Raw genomic sequence first — 17,762 nt, 5'->3', positions numbered from 1 at the left:
CTTATGCCTAGACCGATTATTTATATAGCTATCACCAATCACGGTTTTGGTCATACTACTCGCGCAGCTTCTATTGCTGCAACTATTCAAAAACTTTGTCCCGATGTATTGCTAATCATAGTTACAACTGCACCGCGTTGGTTATTGGAGTCATATATAGAGGGAAATTTTATTTATCGCCCACGTAGCTTTGATATTGGTGTAGTACAAACAGATAGCTTGACAATGGATAAAGCCGCTACTTTAGAGAAATTGCAAGCACTTAAGGCAAAACAGCGCAGTATTGTGTCTTCCGAAGGCAACTTTATTCGCCAAAATTGCGTTAGCCTAATTTTGGCTGATATTCCCCCTTTAGCTGCAATATTTGCGAAAAATGCTGGAATTCCCTGCTGGGCAATGAGTAACTTTAGCTGGAATTTTATTTATCAAGATTGGGGAAAGGAATTTAGAGAAATAGGCGATTGGATGAGCGAATGTTATAGTCAATGCGACTTGTTGTTTCGCCTACCATTCCACGAACCGATGAGCGCTTTTAATAATATTACCGATGTTGGTTTGACAGGCGGTTCTCCTCGCTACCAATTGGATGAACTGCGCGCAACTTGGCAAATAACTACTCCCATAGAACGTACAGCTTTACTTACCTTTGGTGGCTTGGGTTTGCAGCAAATACCCTATCATAACCTGAAGAACTTTCCAGATTGGCAATTTATCAGCTTCGATGCTTCTGCACCCAGTTTGCCCAATTTAATTAAAATTGCTGATAGAAAATATCGCCCAGTAGACTTTATGCAGCTATGTAGCAGAATAATTTCTAAGCCAGGTTATAGCACTTTCGCTGAAGCAGTACGTTTGGGTATTCCTATTGTGACTGTGACTCGCGATGACTTTGCGGAAGCGGCTTTACTGCTAGAAGGTATTACCAACTATTCCCAACATCAAATTCTGTCGCCTGTAGAGTTTTTTCAGGGAAATTGGGAATTTTTACATCAATCGCCCCAACCACCACACAAAGCCGAATCTATAGCTAAAAATGGAAATGAAGAAGTCGCACAATCGGTTATTAGCTATTTTTCATAATTATGCACCATCAACAATTACTCAAAATTGCCACTAAAGGCAAGTCTCTATACAAAATTACGTCCAAAATAGAGTCTATAGTTGCCGACTCAGGGGTAAAAACGGGGCTTTGTACGATATTTCTGCGTCATACTTCTGCAAGCTTGATAATTCAAGAGAATGCCGACCCTGACGTACTTTTAGATTTGTCCAACTTCCTCGCCAAATTAGTCCCCGAATCTGCACTCTACATTCATAATGCCGAAGGGGCGGACGATATGCCGGCCCATATTCGTACAGCCTTAACTCATACCTCAGAACAAATACCCATCGCTCAAAATCGGCTCGTATTAGGCACTTGGCAAGGAATTTATATCTGGGAACATCGAGAACGAAGCCAACAAAGAGAACTTGTAGTTCACATTATGGGAGAGTAATTTTTGCTTCTGGCAATATTAGCATGGCATCGCCAAAGGAATAAAAACGGTAAGCAGATGCGATCGCTTCTTTATACAAGTCTAACAATCGCTGTCGTCCAATTAACGCACTAACTAGCATCAGCAAACTAGAACGGGGCAAGTGAAAATTAGTAATTAACCCCTCTACAACTCGCCATTGATAGCCAGGATAGATGAATATCTGAGTCTTCCCGCAAAACGGCTCTAATTGCCCCGATTGCGCTGCCGCCCCTTCTAATGCCCTAACCGCCGTTGTTCCCACCGCAATAATTCTCCCGCCTTTAGCTTTGGTAGCGCGGATTTGTTCTACGGTGGCGGCGGAAACTTCTATCCATTCGCCGTGCATTTGGTGAGTAGTTACGTCTTCCACTTCTACCGGGCGAAATGTACCGACACCAACGTGCAGAGTTACAAAAGCCGAGTTTATGCCCGATTCTGCCAGTTTTTGGATTAATTCAGGTGTAAAGTGGAGTCCGGCGGTGGGAGATGCGATCGCGCCCAAGTTTTGAGCGTACACTGTTTGATACTGGTCATCTTCTGCCTGGGAATTTGTAATATAAGGCGGCAAAGGCATTTTCCCAAAAGAGTCTATTACTTGCAGCAAAGATAAATTATTAGGGACATCAAACCGCAACAAACGCCCTCCTGTTGGTTCATCGACTTCCAGTACCGTAACTGTGACAGATTTTTCTCCTTTACTCTCAAATACAATCTGCGCCCCTGGCTGCAAGCGTTTTCCTGGCTTAACTAAAGCCAGCCAAATATTAAACTGTTTTTCTTCTAGTAGCAAAACTTCTATAGCTGCGCCGCTAGTTTTGCGCCCGTAAAGCCGTGCAGGAATAACCCGCGTATCGTTCATTATTAGCAAGTCACCCGATTGCAGCAGTTGAGGCAAATCTCTAAAAATGCTGTGCTTGTAACCAGTGGGCGAATCTACAACCAGTAGCTTAGCGCTATCTCTAGGAGATGCTGGATTTTGAGCAATTTGTTCTAAAGGAAGTTCGTAATCATAACTAGCCAAAGAGTAATCTAAAAAATTCAGCGATTTTGCTGCGTCAAAAGTAGGACTAAAATCTCTAAATGAATCTTGAGGCATAATCTCGAAAATTAGTAAACTATAGAACTATAGTTTTTGAAACTTTTATTGGACATAAAATCAAAAACTTTGGGTAGATCTACCCAGCTAAAAGTAGGCGTTACCCCCTAGTCATAAAGATCTCCGCTTTGTCACAATGGAGGTGTAAGATTGACTCGTCTCCAAAAAGCAGCAATGGAATACCTTTATTATCTTGCTAATGCTACCCTCACCTTGAGGATTGTCGAGCATCTGCATCGCAGACCCCAAATGCCCGTTAGCTTTGTTAGTGTAATTCATCAAATTGATGGCTGGGTTGTCAAAATTAAAATGGCATCTCCCCTAGATTCGCAACAGGCTGGAGATCTTAGGGCATTTTTGCATGAGTTGGGCATACCCTACGAGGCTCCCATGCGCGTAAATATGGCTCTTTGGAGCTTAGAAGCTGGGCAATCGCCCATTGATGTCATGCGGCGCTATCAAGTAGCAGTGGTTTCTCATGGTAGCCCGGAAAGAGAGGAAATTGAAGCCTTTCGGCAGCAATTTGTGCAAGGGTTGGGTTACTGTCCAGAGACTTTAGCTTAGTTGGAAGGCAGCAGGGATATATTCTTGTAAAGATAAATTGTATGTTAGGTCAGGCAAAGTCTTTTTACAATAAACCAGTGCCACATCGAAGCTACAAGTATAATCGGCAAATTCTTGATTAGTAGCCAAAAAGCAGCTTGCAGTTTTCCAGAGTTTGGCTTGCTTTTGGGGTGTAATTGCGAGTAACCCTCCTGCGTCCCAACTTCCCGCACTGCGCGTTTTTACTTCTACAAAGGCTAAACAATTGCAATTATTAGCAATCAAATCAACTTCTCCCCAAGGACAGCGCCAGCGACGAGCCAAAATTTTCCAGCCGCTAGATTGTAACCATTGAGCAATAAAATCTTCTCCTAAAACACCTATGTCGAGATAATGAGATGATTGATGGTTTGCCATTGGCTCAAAATAAAATGAATTCTACAACAGTGCTATACAAGCGGATTTTGAGAAGTGTACTGTGTTTATTAGCGGTGCTAGTAAGTGTAAGTATTTGGGCGACTTCCCCAGCTTTCGCTCTCGACTATAACAGAGAAAACTTGCTTGGTAGAGATTTTTCCGGGCAAGTATTGACAGATGCTAGTTTTACTAAAGCCAATTTACGTAACAGCAATCTCAGTCACAGCGATTTGACAGGGGTAAGTTTTTTTGCGGCTAATTTGGAGTCAGCAAATTTGGAAGGCGCAAATCTAACTAATGCCACCTTAGATGCAGCCCGAATTATTAAAACTAACTTGACTAATGCTGTTTTAACTGGGGCTTTTGCTGCTAATGCTAAGTTTGATGGCGCAATTATTGACGGGGCAGATTTTACTGATGTATTGCTCCGCCAAGATGAGCAAGACAAGTTATGTAAAGTAGCTCAAGGTACTAATCCTACTACCGGGAAAGAAACTCGCGCAACGTTGATGTGTAGATAAATGTATAGATGCGCCACTACAGTAAATCTGTTAGACAAAATTGGCGCATCAAGTCTAACTTTTGCAGCCGCCTTTGTTCGGTGTATAACGACTGATAATAAAATTGTGACTTCTCCGGCTCGTTTACAGGATCGGTTTGCTCCCACAAATCCAAAAACAAGCGATAGCGTTTTTCACACAGCACTCTTTCCATACAAGCAGTAGCAGCTTGAATTACTTGCGTACCCCGTAGCAAATCTTGCTGAGTTTTCTCATCTAAGTGAAACAAGGAAGAAACTTGGGCTATTTCTGTTGCAGATTCTAAGCAGCGAGTTTGGATGCGAGAAACTAAACTCTCTTGAAAAGCTTGGGGGAGGGAAACCGCTCTCTTGGGAAAATCTGTGGAGGGAGACCCTCCCCACAGATTTCCCGCTCCCCCCAACTTTTCGCTCTCTTGCGCCTCCATTGGGTGTATTTCAGATTTTTCGTCTAAAATTTGCTGCCACAAAAAGCGGTGATGAGACAAACTAAACTGCAAATCTTGCTCTTGCAAGGCGCTACTTACAGCTTGGCGGTGTTCCGGACAGTGGAGATAAATTCGCAATAGCAAAGCCTCTGCTTGCTCTAATAGACTGCGCTCCGAGGCTTCGGGGAAGGCTTTATCTTTGGGGTTAGTCTGCTTTTGAGTTTTGAAAGCAATCGGTTTACTTGACTGATATTTGGGAGAAATTTGCGCTAATAGATTCTCCGCTCGTAGCGGTACAAGTCGCGCATCGCCAAGGCTGAGAATTTCTGCGCAGCGACTTACATAGTAATTGCGAGTATCGCTATTATCGATTTGTTGGAGGAGCTTTACCATTGCTTTAGCTACTTGCTGAAACGCCGTAGCTTGTTTGAGATCGCGATCGCCTATTAGTTGCTCAATTTGCCAATCTAGCCACAATGGAGCCTTTGCTAATAACTCTTTGTACTCCTCTGGGGTGGAAGTATGCAGGTATTCATCCGCATCTTTCCCGGCGGGTAAATTGAGAATTTTTAGTTGCACTTCTCCGCGATAAGCAAGGGCGGCAATTTCTCCAATCGCTCTTTCTGACGCTTGGATACCCGCCACATCCGCATCAAAGTTGAGAATTAATTGTTTTGATTCGCTATAACGCAATAGTCGCCTAACTTGCTCTAAACTTAGCGCTGTACCAAGAGAAGCCACTGCATTATTGATTCCCGCCGCGTGCAGGGCGATCGCATCAAAGTATCCTTCGACTACTACCCCACAATCGAGTTCGGAAATTGCCGACTTGGCTTTATCTAAGGCAAATAAAGTCTTCCCTTTACTAAAAAGCTCTGTTTCTGGAGAATTAAGATATTTTGGTTGTTCATCTCCCAAACTTCTCCCCCCAAAGCCAATAACTCGCCCTTGCAAGTCGAGGATGGGGATAATTAAGCGATTTCGGAAATAGTCATAATAGCCATCCCCAGCTTGACGCTGGCGAACTAAACCCGCTTGTTGTAATAGCTGTACCGGGTAACGTTTTTGTTCTACTAAGTAACGATACAAAGTTTCCCAACTATCAGGCGCGTAACCCAAGTTAAATTGTTGGATAGTCTCAGCTTTGAGTTGCCTAGAAAATAAGTAATTTAAAGCTGCTTGTCCTTGGGGTTGGTATAAGGCGTGTTGATAAAAGCGACTTGCGATCGCTAAAATCTCGTATAGTTGCTCTCTTAAAGACAACTGTTGCTGCAATTGCTGGCGTTGCTCTGGTTCTAAAGTTTGTACCGTTACTTGATAACGTCGTGCTAAATCTAGCACTACTTCGCTAAATGACTGCTTTTGTAGTTCCATCAAAAACTTAATCGCATCTCCACCCGCATTACAGCCAAAGCAGTAATACATTTGCTTAGATTGACTGACACTAAAACTAGGGGTTTTTTCTGTGTGGAAAGGACACAAACCTACAAACCCTTTACCACCTTTGCGTAAAACGACGTGTTCAGAAATGACATCGTAAATGTCTGCTTTTTGCTTTACTTGCTCAATAGTGTCGGGATGCAAGCGAGGAATTTGCATAATTTTTTATTATAGATAGTCAATTATAAATAAACTTACCCGCTCAATTTTTCTCTAAACGGCTTGAATCTAGCAAATATAGCTCTGCACAAATTCAATTACCGTTGCGACTCCTATTTGCGTCTTTAAATTAGTAAATACAAACCCTTTATCACCCCGCATTTTCTTAGTATCGCGCTCCATGATGCCCAGATCGGCTCCTACATAAGGAGCAAGATCGATTTTATTAATTACTAGCAAATCGGACTTAGTAATTCCAGGTCCCCCTTTACGGGGGATTTTGTCTCCGGCTGCAACATCAATCACGTATATAGTTAAATCTACCAATTCTGGGCTAAAAGTTGCTGCCAAATTGTCGCCGCCACTTTCTAGAAATACTAATTCTAGGTTAAAAAATCTTTGCTCTAGTTGCTCGATGGCGACTAAATTTATTGACGCATCTTCCCGAATCGCCGTATGCGGACAACCACCCGTTTCTACACCAATAATGCGATCGCATTCCAAGGCTTGACTTTGCACTAAATACTGTGCGTCTTCTTGAGTGTAAATATCATTGGTAACTACGCCAATATTGTACTCTTGGCGCAATGCTTTACACATAGCATCTACCAACGCTGTTTTACCAGAGCCAACAGGTCCCGCTACTCCGACACGAAAGGCATTCACGTATATTTGCCAAAGTTGTATTTTAACTTAAAAGGCTTTAACTGCGAAACAAGCGCGTGTACTGGGTTTCGTGTGCCATACTTGCAAAAGATAAACCCCAAGAGCAACTACTAAGCTCATCATCCTCTAAGCTCATGATTTCTGTAACCGCATCGCTCATATTAGCGTGTAATTCGTACAGTAAAATTTGTCCGGCAGTTTGTCCTAAAGGAATCAATTTTACGCCCGCAGTGATTAAATTAGTAGTCCAACTGTGCAAATAGCCAAGAATTACCGATTTTAGGTCTATTTGCTCTAAAGCGGCAGCAATTGCTAAAGAAACTGCATAATTGCATTCACCTTGCAAACAAAAATTCTGCGCTTCCACGGGCTTAATCGCCAACAGCAATCGCATTAAACTTTGCCCCATTTGCCAACTAGAGGCGCGTAACTCGCTAGTTTCTCTAGCGGCGGATAGCCAGTCATTCCAGTAACTTAAAGCAGCGCGATCGCCGATCGCAGTAGCTTGATACCCCCGCACCACTACCGCCGCTTCAATGCGAATTGCGCCATAACTCAATTCTTGCTCTAACCAATGCTTGAGAGTGCGATCGCACTTTATTATTCCTCTTTCTACCAGTGTCTCTAGTCCTTCAGAATAGCTATACGCTCCCACGGGTAAAGCTGGACTAACTAGCTGTAACAAGCTCAACATCTGACTATCCATCAACATGATGCTTGTACGCGCCTTGTTCGGGATAAAATGGCTGAAGCTCGGAAATTATCTCAAAATTTAGCCTTTCTAGCATTTGTTGCAATACCGGATCGGGCGCTAGACGTAAATAGTGCTGAGAAATTTCTACAGGTACATGACGATTACCCAAGTGATAGGCAGCTTTTAGTAGTTCTAGAGAATTAGTCGCAGTTATAGTAAGAACTTGCTCTAATTTGGCACTAACTCTCACTAAAACAGTTTCGGCTTCATCTTGCAGCAAATCTCCATCTTGCAATACCGTTCCTCTAGGCAAATTTAAGTAGACAATTTGTCCTTCTATAGTTGTAAAACGGTGGCGGCTGCGAGTACGTTCTTCCGCCGTTAGGGCTAAAGTCAGGTTAACTACCATAGACCCATTTGAGGGCTTAATTTGCGTCAAAGTCAGCATAAAAACTAATTTCAACCCTTACCCAAGCGACCCAATTCCTGATTTACTCGCTTTTTAATGGCGGGATCGCTGTTATACCTGGTTTTGATGGCGTTAAATTGTCCTACATCTAAGCCATTTTCTCTAATCTTGTTCGCCGAAAATCTACAAAAATCAACCACCGCGCTGCGGACATCTCCCGAAAGGCTACCTAGACTTTCTGTTTGATTGCAGGCAATTTCTGGTACATTTCCCCCAGTCATACCTTTAATTTTTTGCTCGGTATTTCGGCGCTCTATTTCGATCGAAAACGCTGCACGAGCAAATTTGGCAATATCCCTATCGCTAAATTCTTGAGCGTAAGCGGCGCTACCAAAAGCTATCCGCCCAAAACGTCCAGAAATCTCAGGAGCAAGCCCAGAGAGCAAGCCTAGAGACGAAAAAAACACAACAACAAAAAGTCGCGACAACATCCGGTTTGGGTGAGATAGGAATGATAAATAAGATTTGAACATAATTTCGGAGCTTTACAAAACTACAACACCGGAGCGGTCTTATTTGTTTTGAAGTGTTTTGGGCGTTAGAAGTTCCAGCGATTGATTACCATACAAGAAAGTTTATCGCTAACTTAGAGGAAAAGTTGACATAGCTGAATAACTTTTGTTTGCAGCAAAGGCATTTCTTGCGCCCCTTGCTTGAGACTTGCTTCTAGTTCTAGCAGCAAAGGTAAAGTAGCCGCAAGTTGGTTGACGTTGAGAGCAGAGACTTCTTGCTGAAGAAAGTAAACGCGGTTGGGGTTGCCAATTTCTGCCGCTTGAGCAATTACTTTTTTATCGCGCTCTTGAGCTTGGATCATCATTTTTACCCATAACCAAGTCCGAAATTGTCCGACTAAGGTGGCAACAATTTTTAAAGCTGGCTCATTGCGATTTAATAGTTGGGCTACCAAAGTTAGTGACTGGGCGGTATTTCCAGAGGCGATCGCTTTTACTAAGTCTAAGCTCGTTTGCGATGTGGCTTGAACTAGATTTGTAACAACTTCTGGACTTATTGGCTCTTGAGACTCTCCCGCATACAAACGCAATTTTGTTAATTCGTTGTAAAGTTGGCGCGTATCGTTGCCTACAGATTCAGCAATTAAGCTTGTGCTACTAGCAGTAAGTTTTACTCCCACTTCTTGGGCAATTTTTTCTACTTGTTGTACTAGCTGTTTGGTTTCCCAAGGTGGAATCAGGGCAAACTCCTTTATTTGCGCGTACTTTTGCCACAAAGCCGTAGCTTTTAGCCGTCCATCGAGTTTGCTAGGGCTAGTTAGTAACAAAACTGACGTTTCAGGAATTACTGGCAAGGTACGCTTTAATTGCGTCAGTAGTTCTTCCGGGCATTGTTGACCAATCGTAGTATTTACGAGCCAAACTAAACGACTACCGCTCCCAAAAGGTGGAGTCATAGCTTGATTGAGCGCTTCAATCGCCGCATCGGCAGTATCAGAAACGTGTTGGGTATAGTTAAAACTAGCCCAGTTGGGATCGACGGTGCGATCGCGCAATTTTTGGACAGAAGATGCGATCGCAAATTCATCATCTCCCCAATAGTAGTAAATTGGCATAATAAAGTATTTATTAGCTATACAAATTTTATGTGGCTAGAATTGGCGTAAAATCTAGCAAGTGAATCGAGGCGACGGATCTTGGATGACAACTATCAGACTTATTTGAATCGAGTGGTAAAGCTGGCGATGCCAGAAAACTACAAAGCGCAAGTGCAGCATATCCAACCGTCGCCGAAGTTTCAAGTGCTTCCCGGAGGTGGGAAAAAAGCTGTGCCTTTTGCGGGTTATACCGTAATTGCGCCCCCCGCTCAGGAAGACAACCAAAACATCGATTTCTATCAAAGTCTCAACAGCTTCCAACAGCAGCTAATTGAACTTACTCCAAATAATTTGATTGTACCCGTACCGCCTGGTAGCCTCCACGTTACCTTGGCAGATTTGATCTGGGAAAGTGCTTATCACTATGCCCAAGAAAAGGTAGAAAATTTTGATGTCCAGTTACACAGCGCAATTTCTAAAATATTTGAGCAGTATCAGCAATCAAAAACCCTAAATACGCCGATTGAATGGCAAGTTTTGGGGATAATAGTCATGCCAAGAGCAATTGGTGTATCTTTAGTGCCAAAAAATGAAAATTCTTACAACCAAATATTAAATCTCCGGCGAGCAATTTATCAAAGCCCCGATCTAACGGCTTTGGGGCTAGAACAGCACTATCACTTTACGCCACATATTACGTTAGGCTATTTTGGGGAAGTTGCAATAGACAAAGATCGCGATCGCCTCGGCCAGACAATTAGTGAACTAAATCAGCAATTGTCAGATTACCCAGAGTTTAAAATTTATCAAGCCGAGTTGCGAAAGTTTGATGATATGACACTCTATTACCGCCAATCAGATTGGTCAATTTTGACTTTTTAACTGCGGTATGCTATTTATTCATCCCATCATGGTGCAAAGTTTTGCCGCAATCGATCGTGAAATTGGCACGCACAATTTTACGAATGCGGAGTATGCAATTATTCGGCGCGTAATTCACTCTACGGCAGATTTTGAGTTTAAACAATTGATTTACTTCAGCCCAGAAGCAATAGAGCAAGGGGTTGCAGCTTTGCGCCGTCGCGTACCAATTATTACTGACGTTAGTATGGTCAAGCAAGGCATAGTGAATTTAGTCGCTCAAACTTTTAATAACCCGATAATTAGCGCTGTAGAGCAGGCATCAGTAGCACTTCCTGGCAAAACCCGCACTGAAACAGGTTTAATTGAGTGTTGGCGACAATTTCCTGAAGCAATTTATGCGATTGGCAATGCTCCTACGGCGCTTTTGGCACTATGCAACGAGTTAAAATTTACCAGCATAACTCCCCCCTTGGTAATTGGCGCACCCGTTGGCTTTATTTCAGTTGTAGAATCAAAAGCTGCTTTAGCAAATACTGCTGTTAATCAAATTCGGATTGAAGGGCGCAAAGGTGGCTCCCCTGTAGCCGCAGCGATTGTTAATGCTTTAATTGTGATCGCCTGGGATGAGTAAAGTCCATGTAGTCGGGATTGGCTTAGATGGCGTGGCGGGGCTAACAGAGCAAGTACGCGAGGGAGTTAATCGCGGCACATTATTAATCGGAAGTAGTCGCCATTTTAGTTATTTTCCTACTCACCCCGCCCAGCAACTAACTCTTGACGACTTTACCCAAGCAATTGAGGCGATTCGCACCTCGGTAGATGAATGTATTGCAATTTTAGTTACAGGCGATCCTTTATTTTTTGGTTTAGGGCGGTTGCTGTTATTAGAATTGCCTGCGGAGAATTTGACTTTTCACCCGCATTTATGCGCCGTACAGTTAGCTTTTAGCCGGATTAAAGTTCCCTGGCAAGATGGGTGTTTTGTAAGCGTCCACGGGCGTTCTAGCGACCAATTAGTTCAAGTTTTGCAGCAAGGTAAAGAAAAAATTGCCGTACTGACAGATGGGATCAATACCCCAAGTGCGATCGCGCGGTTATTTTTAGCTTTAGATTTACCCACTCCTTACAAATTCTGGGTATGCGAAAATTTGGGCGGCGACAACGAGCAAGTTAGTTGTTTTTCGGCAACAGAGCTAATAGAGCGAACTTTTGCGCCGTTAAATGTAGTTGTTTTACTTCGCCAAGCCGAAATAATCGACTTGGACATCACAAAATTACCGCATTTTGGCATCAGCGATCGCCATTTTTTAGGTTTTAGCGATCGCCCCGGCTTAATGACTAAGCGAGAAATCCGGCTATTGGTACTGGGGGAACTTGCTTTACAGCCAAAACAAGTAATTTGGGATATTGGCGCTGGTACGGGTTCAGTATCTATCGAAATTGCGCGTTTATGCCCCGATTGCCAAGTATATGCGATCGAAAAAACTGCTGTAGGCTACGGGTTAATTGCTCAAAATTGCCGCCGTTTTCAAGTAGATAATGTTGAGGCAATTCAAGGCTTTGCGCCAGATATTCTAACTAATTTACCTAATCCTGATCGCATTTTTATTGGTGGTAGTGGCGGAAATTTGAGCCAAATATTAAATGCTGGCGATCGCATCTCACCTCAAGGCGTAATAGTTTTAGCAATAGCTACGGTGGAACACTTAACTATGGCTTTGTCATGGCTAGGCGATCGCGATTGGAATTATCAACTATTGCAAGTACAACTATCTCGCTCCGTACCCGTTGCCCACTTGACGCGCTTTTCTCCCCTCAATCCCGTCACAATTATTACTGCTTCCCCAGCCACAAAACTGCTCCTGTAGCGAGTAAAAAACTAATTCCCGTGACTCCTGCTAAAGGCTTGCCATACTTCCCCGTTACCCATTCGGGTACTTTCCCTGTATAGGTTATCAATCCAGCCGTGTCGATTGTGGCGATCGCCCAAACAAGTCCGCTATGAAATCCCCACGCTAAGCCCAAGTTTCCCCGATCTACGTACCTTGCTAAAACTAATATCATGCCCATTAACCACAAACCGGGCAACTGAGGTATGGTTTCTTTTTGTTCCCAAATTAAATGCAGTACGGCAAAAATTACACTTGCAATTGCTGCGGCTAAATATATTGAGTAGTTTTGCTGCAATTGCGTCAACAAAAAACCGCGAAATATTAACTCTTCTATAGCGCTAATCCCAACTGCTAATAACAAAATTGGTAGCGTAATTAATACGATTTCCTTTCCAATCGCTTGCCACTTTACCCAGCCAAGTAGTGTCTGCAATCCAAATAAAATTGCTAAACCAACTATGCCAAGGACAAATCCTATACCCAAGGATTGTAAACTTGACCAATCCCAGATTACGCCATAACTATAAAAAGAATTATCAAATATTTTGTTAGCTCCCCACAACACCAAGGGAGCTATTAGATAAAGTGATGCTAGTAAGGGTAATTTTTGCTCTGCGGTTATGGGTCTAAATGGTTGCCAACTTGCAGAAGTCGCCTTATCTTTTTGCAAAATAATTGTACTTGCAACTGCTAATGGCAACCACAAACACACCCAAGCACCAAAAAAAATTGTCACTTGAAGCAGTGATGAAGGTATTGCAATCAAAAAATCTAGCAAAATAATCTCTGCTAAGTTTAAATCCAACATTGATCCCATCATCACACTGTGATAGTTTTCCAAGCTGAAATTAATAAAATCTAGCAGGAGCTACTACTTCCTATTTTTTCCTAGCCAATTCTCCAGTATTATCCCAGTAGTTATTCGCTCCACTACATCTCTATTTATTTATTCTTCATCCTCATCACTATCGCTACCATCTTTGTCGCTGTCAATCTGAATTAAGTGGATATGCTTATAACCTAGCTTGATTTCAAACTGGTCTCCACTTTTCAAACCCATTTGCTGAGTGTAGGTTGCACCAATCACAATTTGATAGTTTTTGTGTACGCTAACTTTGTTCGTTGGTTCCCGTCCACGTCCATCTTTTGGTTTTTCGGGGCTAAGAGGAATTCCTCTAGCTGCTAACAATGCGTCGTAAAAGTCCGTTAGATTAACACGAGTCTGATTGTTTTTAGTTACGGTGTAATATCCGCAACGCTTGGCTCTTTCTCGACGCGGCAAGTCAGAGAGTTCTTTAACCTTTTGCAGTAGTGCTTTTCCTGTTAATGGTGAAGTTTCAGTAGTCATCTCACTCAAGTATCCTTACAATTTCCAAACAAATAAACCGTGGCTTATGATATTTCATTCACTTATAAAAAATATAGCCTCAAATCTCTCTCTTTACACATTTTTTCTTGTCTACTTACATATTAGTCTGCTTTTACTAAAGTTATTAAGTCAATCGATAGTTTATAAAGTTTACCCTATTCAAGTCAATTTATAGCAATAGAGAAATTTTACATTTGAAATTTTACTTACTTCTCTAAGCTTTCACATACATCTTTTCTTACTACCCAATTTTAAGATTAAGATAAATGTACTTAAAATTACCAAGAAATTAACTTACTACAGGTTAGCTGCATTCAAGTGAACTTATAGATAAACATCAGTCTCAAGATATATCTATTGATACAAAATTATTTGCTAGTAGTTGTTCTCGCTAGCATTACTGACGCTGAAAATGAAGGCGATGAGCTTAAAAAACCTACCTACAAGTAGTAAGGCTTTATAGCCCAAACACTTTTTAATCTTAACAGTGGTGCTAATAAGCTTGTAATAGGCACTCCAGCCAATAATCATAAACCTACGAAACGAAAATAGAGTTATAAGCTTGGGGCAAAAGCTAGTTATTGAACTTAAACTTTTGGCTAATTAAGGGGAGCTTTTTCGGAAAATTTAGTGCTTGGGTCTTAAAATAGAGTCATCAGCACGGGAGTAGTTCTAAAGAGCCAGAGAATATAGATTAACTTACCCAAGCGGTAAAAACGATTTTTAGTCATCAGTAAATAAAATCACTAATATCTTCCTATAAAAATGCAAGTTATTTTTAAAATCGTTAGACAAGCAGGCAATACTGCACCACAAGTTCAAAGTTACGAGTTAGAGGTTGAAGCTGGCAATACTATTCTGGATTGCCTTAACCAGATTAAATGGGAGCAAGATGGAACTTTGGCATTTCGTAAAAACTGCCGCAATACTATTTGTGGTAGCTGTGCAATGCGAATTAATGGACGTTCGGCTTTAGCTTGCAAAGAAAATATTGGTAGTGAAGTAAAGCAATTGTATGGCGCAAGCAATCTAGCCAACGATCTGATACCAGAAATGACTATTGCACCAATGGGCAATATGCCTGTAATCAAAGACTTAGTAGTGGATATGAGCAGCTTCTGGAACCACTTAGAAGTTGTAAAACCTTACGTTAGTACCGAGGTAAATGTTCCAGAAAGAGAATTTTTGCAAACACCCCAACAACGCTCAAAAATTGACCAAAATGGTAATTGTATTATGTGTGGTGCTTGTTATTCAGCTTGCAATGCCAGGGAAGTCAACCCCGAATTTGTAGGTCCTCATGCTTTAGCTAAAGCGTATCGCATGGTCGCAGATAATCGCGATAGGGAAGCTGAAAATCGATTAGCACAATCAAACAAGGGTACGCAAGGAGTTTGGGGCTGCACTCGTTGTTTTAACTGCAATAGCGTTTGTCCGATGGAAGTAGCGCCATTAGATCAAATTACCAAAATCAAACAAGAGATTTTAGCAGATAAAGAAGTAGAAAATAGCCGCCAAATCCGCCACCGTCAAGTATTAATAGAATTAGTCAAGCAAGGTGGTTGGATTGACGAGCGAGCCTTTGGTTTGCAAGTAGTGGGCAATTATTTACGCGATATTAGAGGCTTGCTGAGCATTGCTCCCTTGGGATTGAGAATGTTGGCTAGAGGGAAGTTTCCACTCAAGTTTGAGCCTTCAGAAGGGACTGAGGAAGTAAAGTCACTAATTGAATCTGTACAATCACTAAAAAAGGATAGTCCTGAGTAGGCGAGCGCAAATTTTGCTTTATATACCTACTTATACTAAAGATGAATTAAATCCAATTAACGTGGTTCAGTAGGGACGTTTAACCTTTCTCCGGAACGTTTATAAACTAAAATATCCCACTGACCATTAATGCTAGATTCAAAAGCAATAGTATTGCCATCACTGCTAATAGTAGGATTTTGAACTTGGGCGGCGAGATTGGCGGTAAGATTGCGCGACTGACGCAGTTCGCGATCGTAAACAAAAATTCCCGTGCGTCCTTGGCGACTAGCGATAAACACAATGTAGCGCCCGTCGCTGGAAACGTCTGGGTTGGCAGAAATTGTATCAAACTGATTCAAGCCTGGTAAATCGACTAAATTTTGGGCAACAGTATCAAATAAATAGACATTTTGACGACCAGCGCGATCGCTTGTAAACACAATGTATCTTCCGGCAATTCGAGGAGTAATATCGCCACTAGGACTATTTAGGCTTTTCCCTCCTGGATCGAAAGGATAGTTTAATAAGCCCGAATAGCTTGTACAGCCGCTTAGGAAGCTAATCAAAACAATTATTAGCGCCAAAATAAATCGGATCATAAATATTAGAATCCGCCTTACCTTTACGGGTTAGGGGATATTCCCGGTAACGGAGAATCAGGAAGATCCAATTCTACATTAGTACCTCGATCTAATACTTCAATATCCCACTGACCGCGACGGCTACCTTCAAAAACAACAAAACGGCCATCAGGACTAATATTTGGGTTGCGTACCCAGCCTTGATACCATTGGTTGAGTATTTGGGGATTACGAGTAACGCGATCGTATAACACTAAAATTGGTCTACCGTGATCGCTTGTCACATACACAATGTAGCGCCCTGTATAGCTAATACTGGGATTTTCGACAATGGTTTCGCGCCGATTTAAGCGCGGTAACGGGACTAATTGCTGCAACTGCAAGTCGTATAACAAAATATTGCGACTTCCTGCGCGGTTGGAAACATACGCCAAATACCGCCCGTTACCGCTTAAGGCTGGTTGTTCGTCGGTATAGCGACTATTTAGCGCTCCGGAACTAATAATAGTTTCAACCCCCGGACTGCAAGCGACGATTAAAAAAACTAAACTCAAGCTAAAACTCCAACGCCACCAGCGCTGGAGTAATTGTAGGCAAAACTTCTTCACAGTTTTATCGATTTCCCCTCACTGCTAATTTGAGGCGAGTTCTTTTTACTCATTTCGTCTAAAACTGGTCAAAATCTGTGGATGTATCTGTATTCTCATCATTTGAGCGATCGATAGGCTTGTAATCTACGTAGTCTGTAGGGATAGCATCGTCATCTCTACGCTGCCCTGGCTCTTGAGTTGGGCGGCGCTTTCGCGGTCTAGGAGATGGGGTATCAATGTTTTCCGAAGTTCGCGTAGGGGAATTGTTATTAGGACGCGATCGCTTTTTGGTACTGCTAGAATTACTCCATTCTTCCTCTGGATTTTTGGGCGAATCCCATTCATCTTGATAGCGAGTTTCTACCCGTGAGGGCGACGAGCGCCGTTTGCGCGGTTTATCTGCTTGTCCGAGCTTGTCCACACTTCCCCGGCTAGCGGAGCGCCGATTTGACTCATCTTCATAACTATCGTTGCGGAGGCGGCGGCGAGGAGTTTCGTCTTCGTAAGACTCCTCCGAGCGCCGGGCTACTGGATCTCGACTTCCAGGAATCCGGGGACGTGCTGGGCGATCGTAATCAAATTCTTCTAATTCATCTATTTCTGCTTGCTGATAGTAATTGCTTACGGGGCGATCGTCGTCTACAATTTTTGTGTTGCGCTTGGCTTGCTCGGTAGCAATGCCTCTTAGGCGGATACTCTCAACGGCAAAAAACACTGTAGAACCAATTAGTAGCACTTGACCAAATTCTAAAATTGGGTCTAGTCGCCATCCTTGGGTAATTAAAATGATTCCACAAGCTAAACCTACAGCAGCAAAAAAGATATCGTGATCCCGCGAGAGTTCTGGGCGAACCGAGCGCAGAAAGTACAACGCAGCCCCGGCTACTGCCAACAAAATACCCAGTAGGGTGTGCGTCCCACCCCCAAAATTCACCTGAGCAAGTGTACTAGCCCAGTTCAGCCCAAAATTTACCATTACTGTTTTACCAAGACTCAAATCTATGTTAACTACTTGTCAATAAAATCTCTAGTCTAGTTGCACTTTCAACCCCAAGGGAACCAAGTTCTATCTAAAGTATATAAAGAAATATTCCCTGCTAGTCGGCAAACCGAGTAAAGAAAAGAAAAGTAAAAAGCCTCGGTTTATGTCTTTAACACCTGAAGGCGTACCGAGGATAAAAGTAGCTTGTTTGCTATTTGA

General features: G+C 42.4%; 21 protein-coding genes. 8 read left to right on the top strand and 13 right to left on the bottom strand.

Annotated features, from left to right (window positions below; all coding sequences use genetic code 11):
- The first annotated feature begins 3 nt into the window (after window positions 1-3).
- Together AC2VE5_RS11900 and AC2VE5_RS11895 are read left to right on the top strand one after the other, a co-directional pair.
- Window positions 4-1,080 (top strand): glycosyl transferase, encoded by a 1,077-nt coding sequence (locus AC2VE5_RS11900; RefSeq protein WP_486887955.1) that lies wholly within the window; start codon window positions 4-6, stop codon window positions 1,078-1,080.
- Complete coding sequence (locus tag AC2VE5_RS11895; RefSeq protein ID WP_486887971.1) at window positions 1,080-1,496, top strand: secondary thiamine-phosphate synthase enzyme YjbQ; 417 nt, start codon at window positions 1,080-1,082, stop codon at window positions 1,494-1,496. Before AC2VE5_RS11900 ends, AC2VE5_RS11895 begins: the two co-directional genes overlap by 1 nt.
- Here the strand turns inward: AC2VE5_RS11895 and queA are convergent.
- On the bottom strand, window positions 1,483-2,613 hold the full coding sequence (gene queA / locus AC2VE5_RS11890) for a tRNA preQ1(34) S-adenosylmethionine ribosyltransferase-isomerase QueA (RefSeq protein ID WP_486887954.1): 1,131 nt from the start codon (window positions 2,611-2,613) through the stop codon (window positions 1,483-1,485). The two genes, AC2VE5_RS11895 and queA, sit on opposite strands and share 14 nt — an antisense overlap.
- Window positions 2,614-2,787: 174 nt before the next feature.
- On the opposite strand from queA, the gene AC2VE5_RS11885 reads away from it, so the two are divergent.
- Window positions 2,788-3,177, top strand: coding sequence for a hypothetical protein (locus tag AC2VE5_RS11885; RefSeq protein ID WP_486887970.1), 390 nt, complete (start codon window positions 2,788-2,790; stop codon window positions 3,175-3,177).
- On the opposite strand, the gene AC2VE5_RS11880 is transcribed toward AC2VE5_RS11885, so the two are convergent.
- On the bottom strand, window positions 3,169-3,573 hold the full coding sequence (locus AC2VE5_RS11880) for a YraN family protein (protein WP_486887952.1): 405 nt from the start codon (window positions 3,571-3,573) through the stop codon (window positions 3,169-3,171). The genes AC2VE5_RS11885 and AC2VE5_RS11880 overlap by 9 nt on opposite strands.
- 14 nt (window positions 3,574-3,587) lie before the next feature.
- Between AC2VE5_RS11880 and AC2VE5_RS11875 the strand changes: the two genes are divergently transcribed.
- Window positions 3,588-4,094, top strand: a complete 507-nt coding sequence (locus tag AC2VE5_RS11875) for a pentapeptide repeat-containing protein (protein WP_486887951.1) — start codon at window positions 3,588-3,590, stop codon at window positions 4,092-4,094.
- Window positions 4,095-4,110: 16 nt separating this feature from the next.
- On the opposite strand, the gene dnaG is transcribed toward AC2VE5_RS11875, so the two are convergent.
- The 6 genes from dnaG to holA all read right to left on the bottom strand — a co-directional run bounded on the left by dnaG (window position 4,111) and on the right by holA (window position 9,534).
- A complete protein-coding gene (gene dnaG / locus AC2VE5_RS11870; RefSeq protein WP_486887950.1) occupies window positions 4,111-6,138 on the bottom strand; it encodes a DNA primase in 2,028 nt (675 codons plus the stop codon).
- A 69-nt stretch (window positions 6,139-6,207) separates the two neighbouring features.
- On the bottom strand, window positions 6,208-6,804 hold the full coding sequence (gene ureG / locus AC2VE5_RS11865) for an urease accessory protein UreG (RefSeq protein WP_486887949.1): 597 nt from the start codon (window positions 6,802-6,804) through the stop codon (window positions 6,208-6,210).
- Between the two features lie 37 nt (window positions 6,805-6,841).
- Window positions 6,842-7,516: an urease accessory protein UreF gene (locus AC2VE5_RS11860; protein WP_486887948.1), complete on the bottom strand. Its 675-nt coding sequence runs from the start codon at window positions 7,514-7,516 to the stop codon at window positions 6,842-6,844.
- Window positions 7,503-7,946, bottom strand: a complete 444-nt coding sequence (ureE, locus tag AC2VE5_RS11855) for an urease accessory protein UreE (protein WP_486887947.1) — start codon at window positions 7,944-7,946, stop codon at window positions 7,503-7,505. Before ureE ends, AC2VE5_RS11860 begins: the two co-directional genes overlap by 14 nt.
- An 11-nt stretch (window positions 7,947-7,957) precedes the next feature.
- Complete coding sequence (locus AC2VE5_RS11850; protein WP_486887946.1) at window positions 7,958-8,398, bottom strand: DUF4168 domain-containing protein; 441 nt, start codon at window positions 8,396-8,398, stop codon at window positions 7,958-7,960.
- A gap of 155 nt (window positions 8,399-8,553) precedes the next feature.
- Window positions 8,554-9,534 (bottom strand): DNA polymerase III subunit delta, encoded by a 981-nt coding sequence (gene holA, locus AC2VE5_RS11845; protein WP_486887945.1) that lies wholly within the window; start codon window positions 9,532-9,534, stop codon window positions 8,554-8,556.
- Window positions 9,535-9,615: 81 nt separating this feature from the next.
- On the opposite strand from holA, the gene AC2VE5_RS11840 reads away from it, so the two are divergent.
- Genes AC2VE5_RS11840 through cbiE form a run of 3 tightly spaced genes read left to right on the top strand, consistent with a single transcriptional unit; the run spans window position 9,616 to window position 12,248 of the window.
- Window positions 9,616-10,398, top strand: a complete 783-nt coding sequence (locus tag AC2VE5_RS11840) for a DUF1868 domain-containing protein (RefSeq protein ID WP_486887944.1) — start codon at window positions 9,616-9,618, stop codon at window positions 10,396-10,398.
- A gap of 7 nt (window positions 10,399-10,405) precedes the next feature.
- Window positions 10,406-11,011, top strand: coding sequence for a cobalt-precorrin-8X methylmutase (locus tag AC2VE5_RS11835; RefSeq protein ID WP_486887943.1), 606 nt, complete (start codon window positions 10,406-10,408; stop codon window positions 11,009-11,011).
- Window positions 11,004-12,248, top strand: coding sequence for a precorrin-6y C5,15-methyltransferase (decarboxylating) subunit CbiE (gene cbiE / locus AC2VE5_RS11830; protein WP_486887942.1), 1,245 nt, complete (start codon window positions 11,004-11,006; stop codon window positions 12,246-12,248). Before AC2VE5_RS11835 ends, cbiE begins: the two co-directional genes overlap by 8 nt.
- Here cbiE and AC2VE5_RS11825 read toward each other — a convergent pair.
- Both AC2VE5_RS11825 and AC2VE5_RS11820 read right to left on the bottom strand, forming a co-directional pair.
- Window positions 12,214-13,089 carry a CPBP family intramembrane glutamic endopeptidase gene (locus AC2VE5_RS11825; protein ID WP_486887969.1) on the bottom strand — a complete coding sequence of 292 codons (876 nt, stop codon included), beginning with the start codon at window positions 13,087-13,089 and terminating at the stop codon, window positions 12,214-12,216. The genes cbiE and AC2VE5_RS11825 overlap by 35 nt on opposite strands.
- 129 nt (window positions 13,090-13,218) lie before the next feature.
- The gene (locus AC2VE5_RS11820) at window positions 13,219-13,620 is read right to left on the bottom strand and encodes an AbrB family transcriptional regulator (protein WP_486887941.1); all 402 of its coding nucleotides are present in this window, start codon (window positions 13,618-13,620) and stop codon (window positions 13,219-13,221) included.
- 786 nt (window positions 13,621-14,406) lie between these two features.
- Between AC2VE5_RS11820 and AC2VE5_RS11815 the strand changes: the two genes are divergently transcribed.
- Complete coding sequence (locus tag AC2VE5_RS11815) at window positions 14,407-15,408, top strand: succinate dehydrogenase/fumarate reductase iron-sulfur subunit (protein WP_486887940.1); 1,002 nt, start codon at window positions 14,407-14,409, stop codon at window positions 15,406-15,408.
- Window positions 15,409-15,464: 56 nt separating this feature from the next.
- Here the strand turns inward: AC2VE5_RS11815 and AC2VE5_RS11810 are convergent, their stop codons facing one another.
- Genes AC2VE5_RS11810 through AC2VE5_RS11800 form a run of 3 tightly spaced genes read right to left on the bottom strand, consistent with a single transcriptional unit; the run spans window position 15,465 to window position 17,537 of the window.
- Window positions 15,465-15,989, bottom strand: coding sequence for a TolB family protein (locus AC2VE5_RS11810; protein ID WP_486887939.1), 525 nt, complete (start codon window positions 15,987-15,989; stop codon window positions 15,465-15,467).
- A 23-nt stretch (window positions 15,990-16,012) separates the two neighbouring features.
- On the bottom strand, window positions 16,013-16,579 hold the full coding sequence (locus tag AC2VE5_RS11805) for a biopolymer transporter Tol (RefSeq protein ID WP_486887938.1): 567 nt from the start codon (window positions 16,577-16,579) through the stop codon (window positions 16,013-16,015).
- A 58-nt stretch (window positions 16,580-16,637) separates the two neighbouring features.
- On the bottom strand, window positions 16,638-17,537 hold the full coding sequence (locus tag AC2VE5_RS11800; protein ID WP_486887937.1) for a Ycf66 family protein: 900 nt from the start codon (window positions 17,535-17,537) through the stop codon (window positions 16,638-16,640).
- Window positions 17,538-17,762 lie beyond the last annotated feature (225 nt).

This window comes from Aliterella sp. E5.1 (genome assembly GCF_057473825.1).
The sequence above is the reverse complement of the archived record's forward strand: the minus strand, read 5'-3'. Positions and strand labels throughout refer to the sequence as shown.